The sequence below is a fragment of the Aurantimonas aggregata genome (assembly GCF_010500835.1).
In the GTDB taxonomy this organism is placed as follows: Bacteria; Pseudomonadota; Alphaproteobacteria; order Rhizobiales; family Rhizobiaceae; genus Aurantimonas; species Aurantimonas aggregata.
In genome coordinates this window covers 16155-32617 of the sequence record NZ_JAAAMJ010000019.1, presented here as the reverse complement: position 1 = coordinate 32617, position 16463 = coordinate 16155, and the positions used below count along the sequence as shown (strand labels likewise).

At 68.3% G+C, this 16463-nt stretch carries 17 protein-coding genes; 13 read left to right on the top strand and 4 right to left on the bottom strand.

The window, feature by feature from the left end:
- Window positions 1–25: 25 nt before the first annotated feature.
- The gene (gene secA / locus GTW51_RS18525) at window positions 26–2752 is read right to left on the bottom strand and encodes a preprotein translocase subunit SecA (protein WP_163045550.1); all 2727 of its coding nucleotides are present in this window, start codon (window positions 2750–2752) and stop codon (window positions 26–28) included.
- A gap of 288 nt (window positions 2753–3040) precedes the next feature.
- On the opposite strand from secA, the gene GTW51_RS18520 reads away from it, so the two are divergent.
- From GTW51_RS18520 to GTW51_RS18495, 6 genes are all read left to right on the top strand, one after another.
- Complete coding sequence (locus GTW51_RS18520; RefSeq protein ID WP_163045549.1) at window positions 3041–3937, top strand: peptidylprolyl isomerase; 897 nt, start codon at window positions 3041–3043, stop codon at window positions 3935–3937.
- Between the two features lie 101 nt (window positions 3938–4038).
- Complete coding sequence (gene argJ, locus GTW51_RS18515; RefSeq protein ID WP_163045548.1) at window positions 4039–5280, top strand: bifunctional glutamate N-acetyltransferase/amino-acid acetyltransferase ArgJ; 1242 nt, start codon at window positions 4039–4041, stop codon at window positions 5278–5280.
- Window positions 5261–6049, top strand: coding sequence for a GNAT family N-acetyltransferase (locus GTW51_RS18510; protein WP_163045547.1), 789 nt, complete (start codon window positions 5261–5263; stop codon window positions 6047–6049). Before argJ ends, GTW51_RS18510 begins: the two co-directional genes overlap by 20 nt.
- Window positions 6046–6456, top strand: coding sequence for an 8-oxo-dGTP diphosphatase MutT (mutT, locus tag GTW51_RS18505; protein WP_163045546.1), 411 nt, complete (start codon window positions 6046–6048; stop codon window positions 6454–6456). Before GTW51_RS18510 ends, mutT begins: the two co-directional genes overlap by 4 nt.
- 97 nt (window positions 6457–6553) lie before the next feature.
- Window positions 6554–6853 carry a hypothetical protein gene (locus GTW51_RS18500; RefSeq protein WP_163045545.1) on the top strand — a complete coding sequence of 100 codons (300 nt, stop codon included), beginning with the start codon at window positions 6554–6556 and terminating at the stop codon, window positions 6851–6853.
- Window positions 6847–7026 carry a Flp family type IVb pilin gene (locus GTW51_RS18495; protein WP_163045544.1) on the top strand — a complete coding sequence of 60 codons (180 nt, stop codon included), beginning with the start codon at window positions 6847–6849 and terminating at the stop codon, window positions 7024–7026. Before GTW51_RS18500 ends, GTW51_RS18495 begins: the two co-directional genes overlap by 7 nt.
- Before the next feature lie 15 nt (window positions 7027–7041).
- Here GTW51_RS18495 and GTW51_RS18490 read toward each other — a convergent pair whose 3' ends face one another.
- Entirely contained in the window at window positions 7042–7938 is an 897-nt protein-coding gene (locus GTW51_RS18490; RefSeq protein WP_163045543.1) for a class I SAM-dependent methyltransferase, read from the bottom strand.
- A gap of 169 nt (window positions 7939–8107) precedes the next feature.
- Between GTW51_RS18490 and GTW51_RS18485 the strand changes: the two genes are divergently transcribed.
- The 5 genes from GTW51_RS18485 (at window position 8108) to GTW51_RS18465 (ending at window position 11131) form a co-directional block, all read left to right on the top strand.
- Window positions 8108–8857 carry a ComF family protein gene (locus GTW51_RS18485; protein WP_163045542.1) on the top strand — a complete coding sequence of 250 codons (750 nt, stop codon included), beginning with the start codon at window positions 8108–8110 and terminating at the stop codon, window positions 8855–8857.
- A gap of 40 nt (window positions 8858–8897) precedes the next feature.
- Window positions 8898–9155 carry a glutaredoxin 3 gene (grxC, locus tag GTW51_RS18480; protein WP_163045541.1) on the top strand — a complete coding sequence of 86 codons (258 nt, stop codon included), beginning with the start codon at window positions 8898–8900 and terminating at the stop codon, window positions 9153–9155.
- Between the two features lie 21 nt (window positions 9156–9176).
- Window positions 9177–10055 carry a carbon-nitrogen hydrolase family protein gene (locus tag GTW51_RS18475; protein ID WP_163045540.1) on the top strand — a complete coding sequence of 293 codons (879 nt, stop codon included), beginning with the start codon at window positions 9177–9179 and terminating at the stop codon, window positions 10053–10055.
- A complete protein-coding gene (locus tag GTW51_RS18470) occupies window positions 10052–10513 on the top strand; it encodes a DUF1178 family protein (protein WP_163045539.1) in 462 nt (153 codons plus the stop codon). The genes GTW51_RS18475 and GTW51_RS18470 overlap by 4 nt, the downstream gene beginning before the upstream one ends.
- Before the next feature lie 174 nt (window positions 10514–10687).
- Window positions 10688–11131, top strand: coding sequence for a YciI family protein (locus tag GTW51_RS18465; protein WP_163045538.1), 444 nt, complete (start codon window positions 10688–10690; stop codon window positions 11129–11131).
- An 89-nt stretch (window positions 11132–11220) separates the two neighbouring features.
- Here GTW51_RS18465 and GTW51_RS18460 read toward each other — a convergent pair whose 3' ends face one another.
- On the bottom strand, window positions 11221–11649 hold the full coding sequence (locus GTW51_RS18460) for a hypothetical protein (RefSeq protein WP_163045537.1): 429 nt from the start codon (window positions 11647–11649) through the stop codon (window positions 11221–11223).
- A gap of 90 nt (window positions 11650–11739) precedes the next feature.
- Complete coding sequence (gene ubiG / locus GTW51_RS18455; protein ID WP_163045536.1) at window positions 11740–12489, bottom strand: bifunctional 2-polyprenyl-6-hydroxyphenol methylase/3-demethylubiquinol 3-O-methyltransferase UbiG; 750 nt, start codon at window positions 12487–12489, stop codon at window positions 11740–11742.
- A 225-nt stretch (window positions 12490–12714) separates the two neighbouring features.
- On the opposite strand from ubiG, the gene GTW51_RS18450 reads away from it, so the two are divergent.
- Both GTW51_RS18450 and ptsP read left to right on the top strand, forming a co-directional pair.
- Window positions 12715–13968 (top strand): aspartate kinase, encoded by a 1254-nt coding sequence (locus GTW51_RS18450; RefSeq protein WP_163045535.1) that lies wholly within the window; start codon window positions 12715–12717, stop codon window positions 13966–13968.
- Window positions 13969–14172: 204 nt separating this feature from the next.
- The gene (ptsP, locus tag GTW51_RS18445) at window positions 14173–16425 is read left to right on the top strand and encodes a phosphoenolpyruvate--protein phosphotransferase (protein ID WP_203566171.1); all 2253 of its coding nucleotides are present in this window, start codon (window positions 14173–14175) and stop codon (window positions 16423–16425) included.
- Window positions 16426–16463: the final 38 nt, after the last annotated feature.

Genomic DNA, 16463 nt, shown 5'->3' with positions numbered 1-16463 from the left:
CCGGCAAAGCCTCTTCGAGGTGTCTTCAGACGAAGGCGCCGTGGCAGTGCTTGAACTTCTTGCCGGAGCCGCACGGGCAGGGCTCGTTGCGGCCGACATGGCCCCAGCCTTCCGGGTTCTCCGCGTCACGCGGCATGCCGTTGGCCGCAGGCGCCACGCCGGCGGTGATCATCTGCGCCCCGCCACCCATCTCGTCCTCGCCGGTGGTGGGATCGGCATGATGCCCGGCCATTTCCGGAACCCGCGGCGGCTGAGTCTCCTGCGGCGGGCGCACAAGTTCCACCCGCATCAGCTGCTGGGTGGTACGCTCCCGCAGATTGGCGAGCATCGACTCGAAGAGCTCGAACGCCTCCGACTTATATTCGTTGAGCGGATCGCGCTGGGCATAGCCGCGGAAGCCGACGACCGAGCGCAGATGGTCGAGATTGACCAGATGCTCGCGCCACAGCGTGTCGATCGTCTGCAGCACGACGTTGCGCTGGATGTAGATCGCGACGTCGCGGCCGAAGCGCTCGGCCTTTTCCGCCGCCGCCTTGTCCGCGGCTTCGCGGATCCGCTCGCGGATGTCGTCCTCGGCGATGCCTTCCTCTTCGGCCCATTCGGGGATCGGCAGGTCGAGATTGAGGAGATCGATGGCCTCGGCCTTCAGCTCCTGCGTCGACCACTGCTCCGGATAGGCGCGCTCCGGGATGTGCCGGGCGACCATGGCGTCGATCGTGGCATGACGCATGTCCGCGACGGTCTCGTCGAGCTCGGGTGCGTCCATCAGTTCGATGCGCTGCTCGAAGATGACCCGACGCTGGTCGTTCATCACGTCGTCGTATTTCAGGAGGTTCTTGCGGATGTCGAAATTCCGCGCCTCGACCTTCTTCTGCGCCTTCTCGAGCGCCTTGTTGATCCAGGGGTGGACGATCGCCTCGTCTTCCTTGAGGCCGAGCTTGGTCAGCATGGAGTCCATGCGCTCGGACCCGAAGATGCGCATCAGGTCGTCCTGGAGCGACAGATAGAACTTCGACCGGCCGGGATCGCCCTGGCGGCCGGAGCGGCCGCGCAGCTGGTTGTCGATGCGCCGGCTTTCGTGGCGTTCGGTGGCGAGGACGTAGAGCCCGCCCGCGGCCATCGCCTCTTCCTTCAGCCGCTTGATGTCGGCGGTGATCTGGGTCTCCAGCGCCGTCCGCTCCGGGCCCTCGGGCATGTCGCCCAGTTCCCGCGCGATGCGCATCTCGGCGTTGCCGCCGAGCTGGATGTCGGTGCCGCGGCCGGCCATGTTGGTGGCGATGGTCACCGCGCCCGGCACGCCGGCCTGGGAGACGATGTAGGCTTCCTGCTCGTGATAGCGGGCATTCAGCACCTGGAAGTCCTTGAGTCCCTCCTTGCGCAGACGCTCGGCGAGCATCTCGGACTTCTCGATCGAGGTCGTGCCGACGAGGATCGGCTGGCCGCGCAGCGCCGCATCCTTGATCTCCAGGGCGATGGCGCGGAACTTCTCCTCGAAGGTCCGATAGACCTCGTCGTCCTCGTCGAGACGCTGGATCTGCTGGTTGGTCGGGACCTCGATGACGTCCAGGCCGTAGATGTCGCCGAACTCGGCCGCCTCGGTCTGGGCCGTGCCGGTCATGCCGGCCAGCTTCTTGTACATGCGGAAATAGTTCTGGAAGGTGATCGAGGCGAGTGTCTGGTTCTCGGGCTGGACCGTCACCCCTTCCTTGGCCTCGAGGGCCTGATGCAGGCCTTCGGAATAACGCCGGCCCGGCATCATGCGGCCGGTGAATTCGTCGATGATGACGATCTCGTCGTTGCGGACGATGTAGTCCTTGTCGCGCTGGAAGAGCTGATGCGCCTTCAGGGCGTTGTTGACGTGGTGGACGATCGCGACGTTCTCGATGTCGTAGAGCGAGTCGCCGTGCAGGTGCCCGGCCGCCTCGAGCAGGCGCTCGAGCTTCTCGGTGCCGTCCTCGGTGAACGAGACCTGGCGCTGCTTCTCGTCGACGTCGTAATCCTCGGGGCCGAGCTGCGGGATGAACTTGTCGATGGTCTTGTAGAGATCGGACCGGTCGTCGAGCGGCCCGGAGATGATCAGCGGCGTGCGTGCCTCGTCGATCAGGATCGAGTCGACCTCGTCGACGATCGCGTAATGATGACCGCGCTGGACCATCTGGCCCCGCTCGTACTTCATGTTGTCGCGCAGATAGTCGAAGCCGAGCTCGTTGTTCGTCGCGTAGGTGACGTCGCAGGCGTAGGCCGCACGGCGCTGGTCGTCGGACATGCCGTGGACGATGGTGTCGACGGTGAGGCCGAGGAAGCGGTAGAGCCGGCCCATCCAGTCGGCGTCGCGGCTGGCGAGGTAGTCGTTGACCGTGACGACGTGCACGCCCTTGCCCTCGAGCGCGTTGAGATAGACTGCGAGGGTGGCGACGAGGGTCTTGCCCTCGCCGGTCTTCATCTCGGCGATGGCGCCGGAGTTCAGCACCATGCCGCCGATCATCTGGACGTCGAAGTGACGCATGCCGAGCGCCCGCTTGGCACCCTCGCGGACCACGGCGAAAGCCGGTGCGAGAAGGTCGTCGACCGTCTTGCCGTCGGCCAGCTGGGCGCGGAATTCGTCGGTCTTGCCGCGAAGCTCCTCGTCGGTGAGGGCCGCGAACTCTTCCTCATAGGCCGCGATGGCTCGAATGCGCTGATCGTAGCGCTTGACCATGCGGTCATTCGCCGAACCCAGCAACTTGCGGGCTAGCCCGCCAAAACTGACCATGAAGGGACCTTCCAGAGTGTCTGCATCTGCCGACCCCGTCCCCGACGCCGCCGTTCGCGGTCGCTGGTTCCGGTCGATCCCTGCGCTTGCGGGGCCTTCAAACTTTACGGAAGGCGGCTGGACTTTCGGATCGCGCGAGAGATAAGAGGGGGCCAAACCGTTGTCAACGGCGCCCCGCCTGCCGGGGATGCCGCATTCCGGGGCCATCGAAGCGTCGCCCGAGAGGCGCGCGGGCACGCGAAGCCAGAGCCCCATCCTCCCATCGAACCGCAAAGGATGCTCTTTGCCATGACCATCGATCTTCGCCTGACGCTCGCCGCGAGCGCGATCGCTCTCACCTTCCTGGCCGGTCCCGTCCGCGCCGCGGACGCCGATATCGTCGCGAAGGTCGGCGCGGCCGAGATCACCGAGGGTGACCTCAGCGCGGCGCAGAACGAAATCGGCGCCCAGTTCCAGCAGCTTCCCGAGGAACAGCGTCGGCTCGCCGTCTTGTCCGCGCTGATCGACATCAAGGCACTGGCGCAGGAAGCCGAGAAGGCCAAGCTGCAGGACGAGCCGGCCGTCGCCAGCGAGATCGACTTCCAGCGCGATCGTGCCCTGCATAACGCCTTCTTCGCCAGGAACGCCGTCGCCACCGTGACCGAGGACGAACTCAAGGCCCGCTACGACGCCGAGATCGGCGCGATGCCGACCGCCGAGGAAGTCCATGCGCGCCACATCCTGGTGAAGACCAGGGAAGAGGCCGACGCGGCGATCAAGCGGCTCGACGAGGGCGCGGATTTCGCCACCGTCGCGCAGGAGCTGTCGACCGGCCCGTCGGGTCCGGAAGGCGGCGATCTGGGCTTCTTCAGCGCCGGGCAGATGGTGCCGGCCTTCGAGACGGCCGCCTTTGCCCTGGAGCCCGGCCAGTACACCAAGGAGCCGGTTGAGACTCAGTTCGGCTGGCACGTGATCCGGGTCGAGGAGAAGCGCCAGGCCGAGCCGCCGAGCTACGAGCAGGTCAAGGAGCAGGTCCGCCAGGTCGTGTTGCGCGAGAAGTACATGGAGCTGGTGAGCCAGGCCCGGAACGACCTGACGGTCGAATATGTCGATCCGGCGCTGAAGCAGCAGATCGAGGCGATCGAAGGCGCGATGGAGCCGGCACCGGCCGACGCGCCGACTTCCGACACGCCGCCGGCGGAGTAGCGGGTCCTCGGCGCGCCTTTCCGGCGCGCCGTCCTCCTTCGCATCGTCCCGACCCTTGGCCCGGCCCGGCCGGCGTCCGTTCCTAGCCGTCGAAGGATTTCATGACGACGCCTGTCTCTCCTCTGGCCCCGGCCAGCATCCCTGAGCTTCCCCCGATCGAGGGTGTCCGCATCGCGACGGCGGCGGCCGGCATCAAGTACAAGGGGCGAACTGACCTCCTGGTGATGGTGCTGGACGCGCAGACGACCGTCGCCGGCGTCTTCACCACCTCGAAATGCCCCTCGGCGCCGGTGGATTTCTGCCGCGAGAGCCTGAAGGGCGGCACCGCGCGGGCGCTGGTGGTCAATTCCGGCAACGCCAACGCCTTCACCGGCAGGCGCGGCCGCGAGACGACGGCGCTGACGGCGGAGGCGGCCGCGGCGGCGCTCGATTGCGGGACGGACGCGATCTTCCTCGCTTCCACCGGGGTCATCGGCGAGCCGCTCGACGCCGGCAGGTTCTCGGATCTCCTCGCCGGCCTGACGGACGCGGCGCGCGAGGATGGCTGGCGCGAGGCCGCCGAGGCGATCATGACCACCGATACCTATCCCAAGCTCACGACCCGCAAGGTGACGCTGGGCGGCGCGACGGTGACGATCAACGGCATCGCCAAGGGCGCCGGCATGATCGCCCCCGACATGGCGACGATGCTCTCCTTCGTGGCGACCGATGCGGCAATCGCCGCGCCGGCGCTGCAGGCGATGCTGGCCAAGGGTGTCGGCCCGAGCTTCAACTCGGTGACCGTCGACAGCGACACCTCGACCTCCGACACGCTGCTGCTGTTTGCGACCGGCCGTGCCGCGGCGCGCGGCTGCCCGACGATCAGCGACGCGAAAGACCCGGCAGCTGCCGATTTCCGCGCGGCGCTCGACGATCTGCTGCTCGATCTCGCCCGGCAGGTGGCGCGGGACGGCGAGGGCGCCCGCAAGGAGATCCAGGTGACCGTCGAGGGCGCGACCAGCGACGCCGCGGCCAAGCGCATCGCCCTGTCGATCGCCAACTCGCCGCTGGTCAAGACCGCCGTGGCCGGCGAGGACGCTAACTGGGGCCGGGTGGTCATGGCCGTCGGCAAGGCCGGGGAAGAAGCCGACCGCGACCGCCTCGCCATTCATTTCGGCGACATCCGCGTCGCGGTCGACGGCGAGCGCGATCCGGCCTATTCGGAAGCCGCCGCCTCGGCGGTGATGCAGCGCCCCGAGATTCCGATCCGGGTCGAGCTCGGCCTCGGCACCGGGCGATGGACCGTCTACAGCTGCGATCTCACCAAGGAATATGTCGCGATAAATGGCGATTACCGAAGCTGAGAGGCTGCGACAGCTGGCCGTGGTGCGCCGGCTCGAGGCAGCGGGTTTCCGCGCCTGGCCGGCGTCGTCGACGGCGTTCGACGGGACGTGGGCGGTGCGGCTGACCAAGTCGTTTCCGGCCAAGCGGCTCAACTCGGTCAATCCGCTCGATCCGTCCGACAACGCAGACATCCCGGAGCGCATCGAGCGGGCACGCCAGACCTTCATCGACTATGGCCGTACGCTCATCGTACGGCAGTCGCCGCTGGCGCCCCCCGAACTCGTGCGCCATCTCGACGACGACGGCTGGAGCCGCTTCGGCGAATCCGTGGTGATGACAGCCGACCTGACCAAACTTTCCTTCGACAGCGCCATCGACCGGATCCCGATAAGAGACACCGCCCGCTACATCGAGGCGAGCCTGATCGTCCACGAGCGGCCGGCGGAGCTGCGCGCCGGGCTGACGGAGATCATCGAGGCGATCCGCCCGCCCACCGGCATGTTCGTCCAGGAGGACAAAGGCGGCGCGCCCGTCGCGGTGGCGCTCGCCATCCACGACAACGACCTGACCGGCCTGCTCGATGTCGCCGTGGCGCCGAGCCAGCGGCGCCAGGGCACCGGCCGCGACCTCGTCGCCACGGCGCTGCGCTACACCGTGCGCAAGGGCGCCAAGACGGCCTGGGTGCAGGTCGAGGCGGACAACGCGGCGGGCCTGTCGCTCTACCACGCGCTCGGCTTCAAGCCAGCCTATCGCTACGTCTATCGCGCCCCGCCTGGTGAGGCGACGTGAACGGCGAGCGCCCGCTGCTCGTCGTCGTCGCCTGCGCGCTGATCGACACCGACAACCGGATCCTCCTGACCGAGCGGCCGGCCGGCAAGTCGCTGGCCGGGCTCTGGGAATTTCCGGGCGGCAAGCTCGATTCCGGCGAGACGCCCGAGGCGGCGCTGATCCGCGAATTGCGCGAGGAGCTGGGGATCGAGACGCAGGCGGCGTGCCTCGCGCCGCTGACCTTCGCCAGCCATTCCTACGACGGCTTCCATCTGCTGATGCCGCTCTATGTCTGCCGCCGCTACGAGGGGATCCCCTCGGGCCGCGAGGGGCAGCGGCTGAAATGGGTGCGGGCCTCGCAGCTGCGCGACTATCCGATGCCGCCGGCCGACGAGCCGCTGATCGCCCATCTGGTCGATCTGCTCTGAGCCGCCCCCGCAAAATCGGCGATCGTTAAGATCTGATTCAATCTTTCTTTATCCTTGCCCGTCACCCTGAGCCGGTTGGTGCGGTTGCGAGGCGACGATGCGCGAATTCCAGGACGAACTGAACGATTTCCGCCTGCAGGCGTCCATCCGCGAGCTGCGGACCGGCCTGCTGCGCGCGACGCTGCTGTTCGGGGCGATCACGCTCGGGCTGGCGCTGGTCGTCGTCCCGGCGGCCCGCAAGAGCGTCGACTATGTCGCGAGCAGCCAGCAACTTGACACGATGACCACCGGCTCGATCGGCGCCAGCCGCTACACGGTCCACCGCAGCGTGCTGCAGGCGCCGGGCGCAGGGCCCTGCATCGTCCACGCCGGCGGCCGGAGATCGGGCGCATGCTGACCCGCCGGCGCATCGCCGCCCGTCTTGACGCATTCCGCCGCAACCGGAGCGGCGGCGTTGCCGTCGAATACACGCTGGTCGCCGCGATCCTCGGCACGGCCCTCGTCACCAGCATCCAGCCGTTGACCGAGGCCTTCGTCGCGACGTTCCAGATGATCGCAGCCGCCTTCTGAGCGAAGCCTGTCCGGTCAGGACGGACCCGAGCGATCCTTCAGCGCGGCGGCCAGGCTCGCCTTGGCGCTGCCCGGCTGCAGCGGCTTCTGCTGGCTCTCGTGCGGCGCCCAGCCCGACATGTAGATGACGTCGAACGTCGCGCGGATCCGGCCGTCCTGATCGGCGTAGCGCTCGGCATAGATCTCGGCCGCGCGCAGGAACAGGCGCCGCGAGGACGGCCGACGCGAGCGCTCGACCAGCATGTTCGCCATGCCCATCGCCCGCAGATCCTGCATCAGCTGGAACAGATTGTCGTAGCGGACTGTCAGCCGGTCCTGGTCGGTGACCGGCAGCGCGAAGCCGGCGCGCTGCAGCAGGGCACCGGCGTCCCTTATGTCGGCGAAGGGGGCCACCCGCGGGGAGACGCCGCCCATCAGCTCGGCTTCCGCCGCAAACAGGGACGCCCGCAGCTCGCTCAGCGTGTCGCCGCCGAGGAAGCCGCAGAGGAACAGGCCGTCCGGCCGCAAAGCGCGGCGGCACTGGACGAGCACGCCGGGCGTGTCGTTGGTCAGGTGCAGCGACAGGGTCGAGACGACGAGGTCGACGCTCGCCTCGGCCAGCGGGAGTGCCTCCTCGTCGCCCAAGGCGGCAAGGTCCGGCCCATCCAGCAGCGCTTCCAGCCGCTCAATCCGGACGACGCGATCGGCCTTGCCCGCGGCGCGAAGATGCGCCGCCATCTCGCCGGTATGGCCACCCAGATCCACCGCTACCGGAAAATGGCGCTCGACCAGCGACAGTCGTTCGGCCAGTTCGTCCGCGACCGCCCGCAGCAGAAACCGCACGGCGGACGGGGCGCCGGCATCCAGCCAGCGGCGGCGGCGGCTGTCGAGGAGGTCCCGGTCGAAGACGCGGTGTCCGGGCATGTCCGGCATGGTGCTCTGTCTCTTACAGGTGTGGCGATGAGGCGCTTGTAGCTGCCCGCGGCAGGAGTATCGTCAAGGGTCGAAGGTGGCCAGCGGCATGCCGCGAGGTTCGAGGAGGGCGTCGGGGCATGGGATGGCTGCACCGACAGGTCCGCAAGGGGCCGGGAGGCGGAGATCGATGAACTTCATCAGGCGCGGGACGATGGCGATCGGCGGGTCGATCGGGCGGCTGCTGTTTCCGCCGGTCTGCCCCGGCTGCCAGGCGGCGCTGACCGGCGCCGGGACCGTCTGCCCGGAATGCTGGCCGAAACTGCGCTTCATCGAGCGGCCGTTCTGCGAGGTGCTCGGCCTGCCCTTCGCCTACGATCTCGGCAAGGGGTTCCTCTCCGCCGAGGCGATTGCCGAGCCGCCGCCCTTCGCGCGGCTGCGGGCAGCGGTGATCTACGAGGATCTCGCCGCCCGGCTGGTGGGCGCGCTGAAATACAGCGACCGCACGGATCTGGTGCCGCTTATGGCCGGGTGGATGCAACGGGCGGGGGCGGAGCTCCTGGCGGATGCCGACATCGTCGTGCCGGTGCCGCTGCACTCCGGCCGGCTGTGGCGGCGCCGGTTCAACCAGTCCGCCGAACTGGCGCGGCGGATCGCCCGCGAGGCTGGCACGGCCTATTCCGCGCTGGCGCTGAGGCGGGTCAAGCCCACCCGCAGCCAGGTCGGGCTCGGCGCCAGCCAGCGCCAGGAGAACGTCCGGGGGGCCTTCAAGGTGGTCGATCCGCGGCGCCCGGAGATCCAGGGCCGGCGGGTGCTGCTGGTCGACGACGTCTATACGACGGGCGCCACCACGGCGAGCGCCACCAGGGCGCTGAAGCGGGCCGGGGCGCGGGATGTCGACGTGCTGGTCTTTGCCAGGGTTGCGGGGGGCACGGCGTGAAGCCATATGCCTTGCGAACCGAAATTTGCACGGAAATCCCATGCCCGACGTCGTCATCTATACCCGCCAGCTCTGTGGCTTCTGCACGCGGGCCAAGCGCCTGCTCGAGGAGAAGGGCGTCGCCTTCGAGGAGAAGGACGCCAGCGTCTCGCCGCAGCTGCGCCAGGAAATGATCCAGCGCACCAAGGGCGCCGCGACCTTCCCGCAGATATTCGTCGGTGACACCCATGTCGGCGGCTGCGATGATCTCTACGCGCTGGAGCGGGCCGGCAAGCTCGACCCGCTGCTGGCTGCCTGAGCCGATTAGGGGAACGAAGCGATGACCGTCTTTACCGCCGCCGTGCTGCAGATGCGCTCGGGCCTCGAGCCGGCGGCGAATGTCGCCGCGCTGGAAGAACTGGTCGCGGAAGCCGTCGCTCAGGGCGCGAACTACCTGCAGTCGCCGGAGATGACCGGCATGGTGCAGCGTGACCGCGCCGAACTGATGCAGCGGCTGCGCGGCGAGGATGACGACCTGGTGCTGGCGGCGGCCGCCCGGCTGGCGCGCCAGCATCGCGTCCATCTGCATGTCGGCTCGACGGCGATCGCGCTGGACGACGGCAAGGTCGCCAACCGCGCGGTGCTCTACGCGCCCGACGGCTCGCTCAAGGCACGCTACGACAAGATCCACATGTTCGACGTCGACCTCGACAATGGCGAGAGCTGGCGGGAATCGCGCACCTATCGGCCGGGCGAATGCGCGGCGCTGGCCGACCTCGCCTTCGACGATGGCTCGGCGCGGCTCGGCTTTGCCGTCTGCTACGACATGCGGTTTCCGCAGCTGTTCCGCGAGGAGGCCTTGGCCGGGGCGGAGATCCTCACGGCGCCGGCGGCCTTCACCCGCCAAACCGGCGAGGCGCACTGGCACGTGCTGTTGCGGGCGCGGGCGATCGAGAACGGTGCCTATGTGATCGCGGCGGCGCAGGGCGGCCTGCACGACGACGGCCGCGAGACGTTCGGCCATTCGCTGATCGTCGACCCGTGGGGCCGGATCGTGGCCGAGGTCGACGGCGACAGCCCGGGCGTGGCGCTGGCGCGGATCGATACGGCCGAGGTCGCGTCGGCGCGAGCGAAGATCCCCAATCTGAAGAACGCCCGGCCCTTCCGGGTCGGCGCGGTGGGTGACGACGTCGCGGGCGCGTCCGAGGCGGCGGAGTGATCAGCTTTGCGCTCCGGTGCGAACCGCATGGCCATGGCTTCGACGGCTGGTTCCGCTCCGGCGAGGATTTCGAGGCGCAGGCGGAGCGCAAGCTGGTGGAATGCCCGGTCTGTGGCACGACGGACGTCGCCAAGGCGCTGATGCGGCCGGCGATCGGCAAGGGCGGCAAGGCATCCGCCGCCGGCGATCCGATGCAAGCGGCCCCGGCGCCGGGCGGCGGCTACGTCAACGCCGAAGCGGCCAAGGTGTATGCCAAGCTCCAGGAAATGGCCCGGGAACTGCGCGCCAAGGCCGATTATGTGGGCCCGCGCTTTGCGGAAGAGGCGCGGCGGATCCATTACGGCGAAAGCGAAGCGCGACAGATCTACGGCGAGGCGTCCCCGTCGGAAGTGAAGGGCCTCAGCGAAGAGGGCATCGCGGCGCTGCCGCTGCCGTCGCTGCCGGAAGACAAGAACTAAATTTACCGCGCGGCATGACCGTTTCGGCTGCCGCGAGCGGCCTCGTTCCCATCACGCCGCCCGATGTCCGGCCGGACGATCAAAAAAACCGCAGCCACCGTAGATTTCGCCCAACTTCGCTTGTCCTATGGGCAGGGCGGCCGCGACGGCGCCCTCGACAGGGGAGGCAAGACGATGCGCGTGATGGTGATGGTGAAGGCGACGACGGATTCCGAGGCGGGTCTGATGCCCGAGCCGGCGATGTTCGAAGCGATGGGGAAGTTCAACGAGGAGCTGGTCAATGCCGGCATCATGCGGACCGGCGACGGCCTGAAACCCTCGTCGCAGGGAAAGCGGATCGCCTTCGACGGTCCGAGCCGAACGGTCATCGACGGGCCCTTCGCCCAGACGAACGAGCTGGTCGCCGGCTTCTGGATCTGGGAAGTCCGCGACATGGCCGAGGCCGTCGAATGGGCCAAGCGCTGTCCGAACCCGATGCCAGGCCCGAGCGAGCTCGAGATCCGGCCGTTCTACGAGATGGCCGACTTCGCCGAGATCGCGGGCCCGGAGATCATCGAACAGGAAGAGCGGTTGCGGGCGAAGCTGGAAGGGGGCGCACCCGCTGCAGAACGCGCATAGCTGCTGCGCCCAGGGACGCAAAAGGGTCGGTCAGCGCGACGTCCGCGATGAACGAGATGCGATGCCGGGACAGGCCGGAGCCTGCGATCTCAGCCGCGGGCGGATTTCGCCAGCGTGACGCCCTTCTTGCGCGGGCCGGGGCCGCCGTCCTCGAACAGGCCCTGCTCGGTGGCTTGCTGGAAGAGCAGGTCGCCCTTGATCCCGGCGATCACCCGGAGGTCGCGCAACTCGCAGAGCCCGGCGATACGGAAGGCCAGGGGCCGAAGGTGCACGCGGTTGTAGCAGAAGAAGGCGAGGCGGGCGCGGGCTTCCGGGTCGATCTCGCGGATCAGCGCGATCCGCGTTCGTTCATCCGACCGCAACAGCAGGGCCAGCACCTCGAGGGGCACCGGGCAGGTCGCTTCGTTCGGGACCTGGTCTCTGTTCGCCGCCACCATCTCACCCTCGGGATCGTTGTCTGTTCGTGCCGGATTGTCAGTGCCCGCCTTGACGCGGCGCAGTTCCCGCCGCTGGACCACAATCGCCCTTGGGGCTTGCCCAAAGCTTACGGGTAGCCGGCTAACGGGCTGATGCTGCAGGATGTCCCCGGGTTTCTGCCCGCCCGCCGCTCAGAGTGAGGGGCGTCGGGCGAGGACCATGTAGTTGACGTCGGTGTCGCGGGACTGCCGCCAGGCATCGGCGAGCGGGTGATAGACCACGCCGACCTCGTCGATCATCGACAGGCCCTGGCGCTCGACCGGTGCGGCGATCTCCTCCGGGCGGACCAGCTTGGAGAACTGATGCGTGCCCTTCGGCAGCCAGCCGAGGACGTATTCGGCGCCGACGATGGCGAAAGTGTAGGCCTTCAGCGTCCGGTTGATGGTGGCGACGAAGAGCAGGCCGCCTGGCTTCACCATCGCGGCGCAGGAGGAGAGAAACAGGTCGACATCGGCGACATGCTCGACGACCTCGAGGGCGAGGACCACGTCGAATTTCTCGCCGCCGGCGGCGATCGCCTCGGCCGTGGTGGCGCGATAGTCGATCGACAGGCCGCTTTCGGAGGCGTGCAGGCGCGCGACCTCGATGTTGGTCTCCGACGCGTCGGCGCCGACGACATCGGCGCCGAGCCGCGCCATGGGCTCGCAGATCAGCCCGCCGCCGCAGCCGATGTCGAGCAGCGACAGGCCCTCGAAGGGCTTGCCGCGCGACAGGTCGCTGGCGAAGTTCATCGCCAGCTGCTCGCGGATATATTCCAGCCGCACCGGATTGAACTTGTGCAGCGGCTTGAACTTGCCGGCCGGATTCCACCATTCCTGTGCCAGACGCGAAAACCGCTCGACCTCGCCGGCATCGATGGTGGTGCCCTCGCTTGCGTTCATCGTCGTCTCGCTCCTTGTTTTCTTTCTGCGCATGTTCCGCCGCAGGCCACGAAGTCAAGCGGCCGCGACCATCGGCAGCGCCGCCGCGGCGGGCGGATTGCGGTTCCGGGCCGCATCGGCTACGGAACGGCCGCTCGTCGCCAGGGGTGGCGGGCACTTCGCCTCGTGCCCGTTTCACAGCAGTCGGACACCGTCCCGCACCTCATACGACACCGATCCGCTTTCATGGCCCGCATCGTTCTCAAATTCGGCGGCACGTCCGTCGCCGATATCGACCGCATCAAAAACGTCGCGCGGCATGTCAAACGCGAGGTCGATGCCGGCCACGACGTGGCCGTCGTGGTGTCGGCGATGTCGGGCAAGACCAACGAGCTCGTCGGCTGGTGTCGGGCGGCGTCGCCGATCCACGATGCGCGCGAATACGACGCCGTGGTCGCCAGCGGCGAGCAGGTGACGGCCGGACTGCTGGCGATCACGCTGCAGGCGATGGGCGTCAACGCGCGCTCCTGGCAGGGCTGGCAGATCGCCATCAAGACGGATGGCGCGCATGGCGCGGCGCGGATCCAGGAGATCGACGCGGCCGAGATCGTGCGGCGCTTCGCCGACAACCAGGTGGCGGTGATCGCCGGCTTCCAGGGCATCGCGCCGGACAACCGCATCGCGACGCTCGGGCGTGGTGGCTCCGATACCAGCGCGGTCGCGGTGGCAGCGGCCATCAAGGCCGATCGCTGCGACATCTATACCGACGTCGACGGCGTCTATACGACCGACCCGCGCATCGAGCCGAAGGCGCGCCGCATGAACCGCATCTCGTTCGAGGAGATGCTGGAGATGGCCTCGCTCGGCGCCAAGGTGCTGCAGGTCCGCTCCGTCGAGCTCGCCATGGTGCACAAGGTGCGCATGTTCGTGCGCTCGTCATTCGAGGACCCCGACGCGCCCGGCATGGGAGACTTCGACAACCCGCCGGGAACGCTCATTTGCGACGAGGATGAAATCGTGGAACAGCAGGTCGTCACAGGGATCGCCTATGCCAGGGACGAGGCGCAGATCTCGCTGCGCCGGGTCGAGGACCAGCCGGGCGTCGCCGCGGCCATCTTCGGCCCGCTGGCCGAGGCCGGCGTCAATGTCGACATGATCGTCCAGAACATCTCCGAATCGGGCGCCACGACCGACATGACCTTCACGGTGCCCGCAGGCGACCTGCAGAAGGCCACCGCGGTGCTCGAGACGGCGAAGTCGGCGATGCGCTACGAAGCCATCCAGAGCGAGCAGGGCCTGACCAAGGTATCGGTCATCGGCGTCGGCATGCGCAGCCACACCGGCGTCGCGGCCACCGCCTTCAAGGCGCTGGCCAGCCGCGGCATCAACATCCGGGCAATCACCACCTCGGAGATCAAGATCTCGATCCTGATCGACGGCGAGTACACCGAGCTGGCGGTCCGGGCGCTGCATTCGGTCTACGGGCTCGACAAGCCCTGACCCTTCGGGTTGAAGCCCGACCTTGCGCTAGGTAAGACGCGGCACAAGGCGGGTTGTCCGCAGGGGATCGTGGATCATCCGCCATTCGGTTGTCTCCGAGGCACGGAAGTGTGATCTGATAGAACGAGAGTCGGACCGTACCGGATTACCGGTGCGGTCGGCCGTCGCCGGAAAAAACGAGAGAGTGCGTTGATCAGGAGCGACATGTCAGGTCCGCGCGTCCTCATGCGCCGCATTCGGGAGCTCATGGCCGAGCCGCTCGACCCGCAGGCGCGTCTCGACCAGATCGTCCGGCAGATCGCCCAGAACATGGTGGCCGAGGTCTGCTCGCTCTATGTCCTGCGGGCCGACGCCATCCTCGAGCTCTACGCCACGGAGGGCCTGAACCCGGGTTCGGTCCACCTGGCGCAGCTGAAGCTCGGCGAGGGCCTCGTCGGCACGATCGCCGCGACGGCGCGGCCGCTGAACCTTTCGGAAGCCCAGAAGCACCCCGCCTTCACCTACCTGCCGGAGACCGGCGAGGAGATCTACAACTCGTTCCTCGGCGTGCCGATCCTGCGGGCCGGACGCACGCTCGGCGTGCTGGTGGTGCAGAACAAGTCGGCGCGGCTCTACCGCGACGAGGAGTCCGAGGCGCTGGAAACGGTCGCCATGGTGGTCGCCGAGATGATCGCGGCCGGCAGCCTGGAAGGCCTGTCGCGGCCCGGCGTCGCGCTCGACCTGTCGCGGCCGGTGAGTTTCGACGGCGAGGCGCTGTCCGACGGGATCGGCATCGGCCACGTCATCCTGCACGAGCCGCGCGTCGTCGTGACCAATCTCTTCAACGAGGACGTCGAATCCGAGGTCGACCGGCTGGGCAAGGCGCTGGCCGTCCTGCGCGTCTCGATCGAGGACATGCTGGCGCGGCGCGACGTCGCCGCCGAGGGCGAGCACCGCGCGGTGCTCGAAGCCTACCGGATGTTCGCCCATGATCGCGGCTGGGTGCGCCGGCTGGAGGAGGCGGTGCGCAACGGCCTGACTGCCGAGGCGGCGGTCGAGAAGGTGCAGTCGGACATGCGCGCGCGCATGATGCACATGACCGACCCCTATATCCGTGAGCGGCTGCACGATTTCGACGATCTCGCCAACCGGCTGCTGCGCCAGCTGATCGGCCGCGACGGCCACCCCGAGGATTCCACCGAGGGCGACGCGGTCATCGTCGCGCGCTCGATGGGCGCGGCGGAACTGCTGGACTACCGGCGGGAGATGATCCGCGGCCTGGTGCTGGAAGAGGGCGCGGCGACGAGCCACGTCGTCATCGTCGCCCGGGCGCTCGGCATCCCGGTCGTTGGGCAGGCGAAGGGCGCGGTCTCCATGTCGGAAAACCGCGACCTCATCATCGTCGACGGCGAGGATGGCGGGGTGCATCTGCGCCCGCCGTCCGAACTGGCCGCCCTGTTTTCCGACAAGGCGCGGTTCCGAGAGCGGCGCCAGGAGCGCTATCGCTCGCTCCGCGACGTGCCGTCGTGGACCAAGGACGGCGTCGCGATCGACCTCGAGATGAATGCCGGCCTGCTGGTCGACCTGCCGCAACTGGAAGAATCCGGCGCGGCCGGGATCGGCCTGTTCCGCACCGAGCTGCAGTTCATGGTCGCCTCGACCATGCCGCGGGCCAGCGACCAGGAGCGGCTCTATGCGGCGGTGCTCAACGCCGCGGGAGAAAAGCCCGTCACCTTCCGCACGCTCGATGTCGGGGGCGACAAGGTGCTGCCCTATATCAGCCAGTCGCCGGAGGAGAATCCGGCGCTCGGCTACCGGGCTCTGCGACTGGCGCTCGACCGGCCGGGGCTGATGCGCACGCAGCTGCGGGCGCTGCTCAAGGCCGCCGCCGGCCGGGAGCTGCGGGTCATGTTCCCGATGGTGACCGACGTCGGCGAGGTGGAGCAGGCGCGCGAACTGATCGACCGGGAGCTCAAGCATCTCGCCCGCTTCGGCCATCCGATGCCCGCCGAGCTCAAGATCGGTGCGATGATCGAGGTGCCGTCGACGCTGTTCCAGCTCGACGAGTTGATGGCGGTGCTCGACTTCGTCTCGGTCGGCTCGAACGATCTGTTCCAGTTCTTCGCTGCCGTCGATCGCGGCAATGCCCGCGTCGCCGGTCGTTTCGACGATCTGTCGGTGCCCTTCCTCAGGGCGCTGCGGACCATCGTCGAGGCCGGGAACCGGCACGACGTGCCGGTGACGCTGTGCGGCGAAATGGCCGGGCGCCCGCTCAGCGCGATGGCGTTGATCGGCCTCGGCTTCCGCTCCATATCCATGGCGCCCCCATCGATCGGGCCGGTGAAGGCGATGATCGTCGAGATGGACGTCGCCGATCTCGAGAAGGCGATGCGCGAGAAGCTGGGCGAGGCCCACGGAGCGGGCGGCCTGCGCGAGATGCTGCTCGAATACGCCAAGGCGCATTCGATCCCCCATTAGCGACCCGGATCGCAACGGGGCACGGCGCTCCGCTTCCG

Coding starts and splice junctions, on each gene's coding strand:
- GTW51_RS18510 (WP_163045547.1), top strand. CDS start 5,261: ATGGCGATTACCGAAGCTGAGAGGCTGCGACAGCTGGCCGTGGTGCGC.
- GTW51_RS18450 (WP_163045535.1), top strand. CDS start 12,715: ATGGCCCGCATCGTTCTCAAATTCGGCGGCACGTCCGTCGCCGATATC.
- ptsP (WP_203566171.1), top strand. CDS start 14,173: ATGTCAGGTCCGCGCGTCCTCATGCGCCGCATTCGGGAGCTCATGGCC.
- grxC (WP_163045541.1), top strand. CDS start 8,898: ATGCCCGACGTCGTCATCTATACCCGCCAGCTCTGTGGCTTCTGCACG.
- GTW51_RS18520 (WP_163045549.1), top strand. CDS start 3,041: ATGACCATCGATCTTCGCCTGACGCTCGCCGCGAGCGCGATCGCTCTC.
- argJ (WP_163045548.1), top strand. CDS start 4,039: ATGACGACGCCTGTCTCTCCTCTGGCCCCGGCCAGCATCCCTGAGCTT.
- GTW51_RS18465 (WP_163045538.1), top strand. CDS start 10,688: ATGCGCGTGATGGTGATGGTGAAGGCGACGACGGATTCCGAGGCGGGT.
- GTW51_RS18475 (WP_163045540.1), top strand. CDS start 9,177: ATGACCGTCTTTACCGCCGCCGTGCTGCAGATGCGCTCGGGCCTCGAG.
- ubiG (WP_163045536.1), bottom strand. CDS start 12,489: ATGAACGCAAGCGAGGGCACCACCATCGATGCCGGCGAGGTCGAGCGG.
- GTW51_RS18500 (WP_163045545.1), top strand. CDS start 6,554: ATGCGCGAATTCCAGGACGAACTGAACGATTTCCGCCTGCAGGCGTCC.
- secA (WP_163045550.1), bottom strand. CDS start 2,752: ATGGTCAGTTTTGGCGGGCTAGCCCGCAAGTTGCTGGGTTCGGCGAAT.
- GTW51_RS18495 (WP_163045544.1), top strand. CDS start 6,847: ATGCTGACCCGCCGGCGCATCGCCGCCCGTCTTGACGCATTCCGCCGC.
- GTW51_RS18485 (WP_163045542.1), top strand. CDS start 8,108: ATGAACTTCATCAGGCGCGGGACGATGGCGATCGGCGGGTCGATCGGG.
- GTW51_RS18490 (WP_163045543.1), bottom strand. CDS start 7,938: ATGCCGGACATGCCCGGACACCGCGTCTTCGACCGGGACCTCCTCGAC.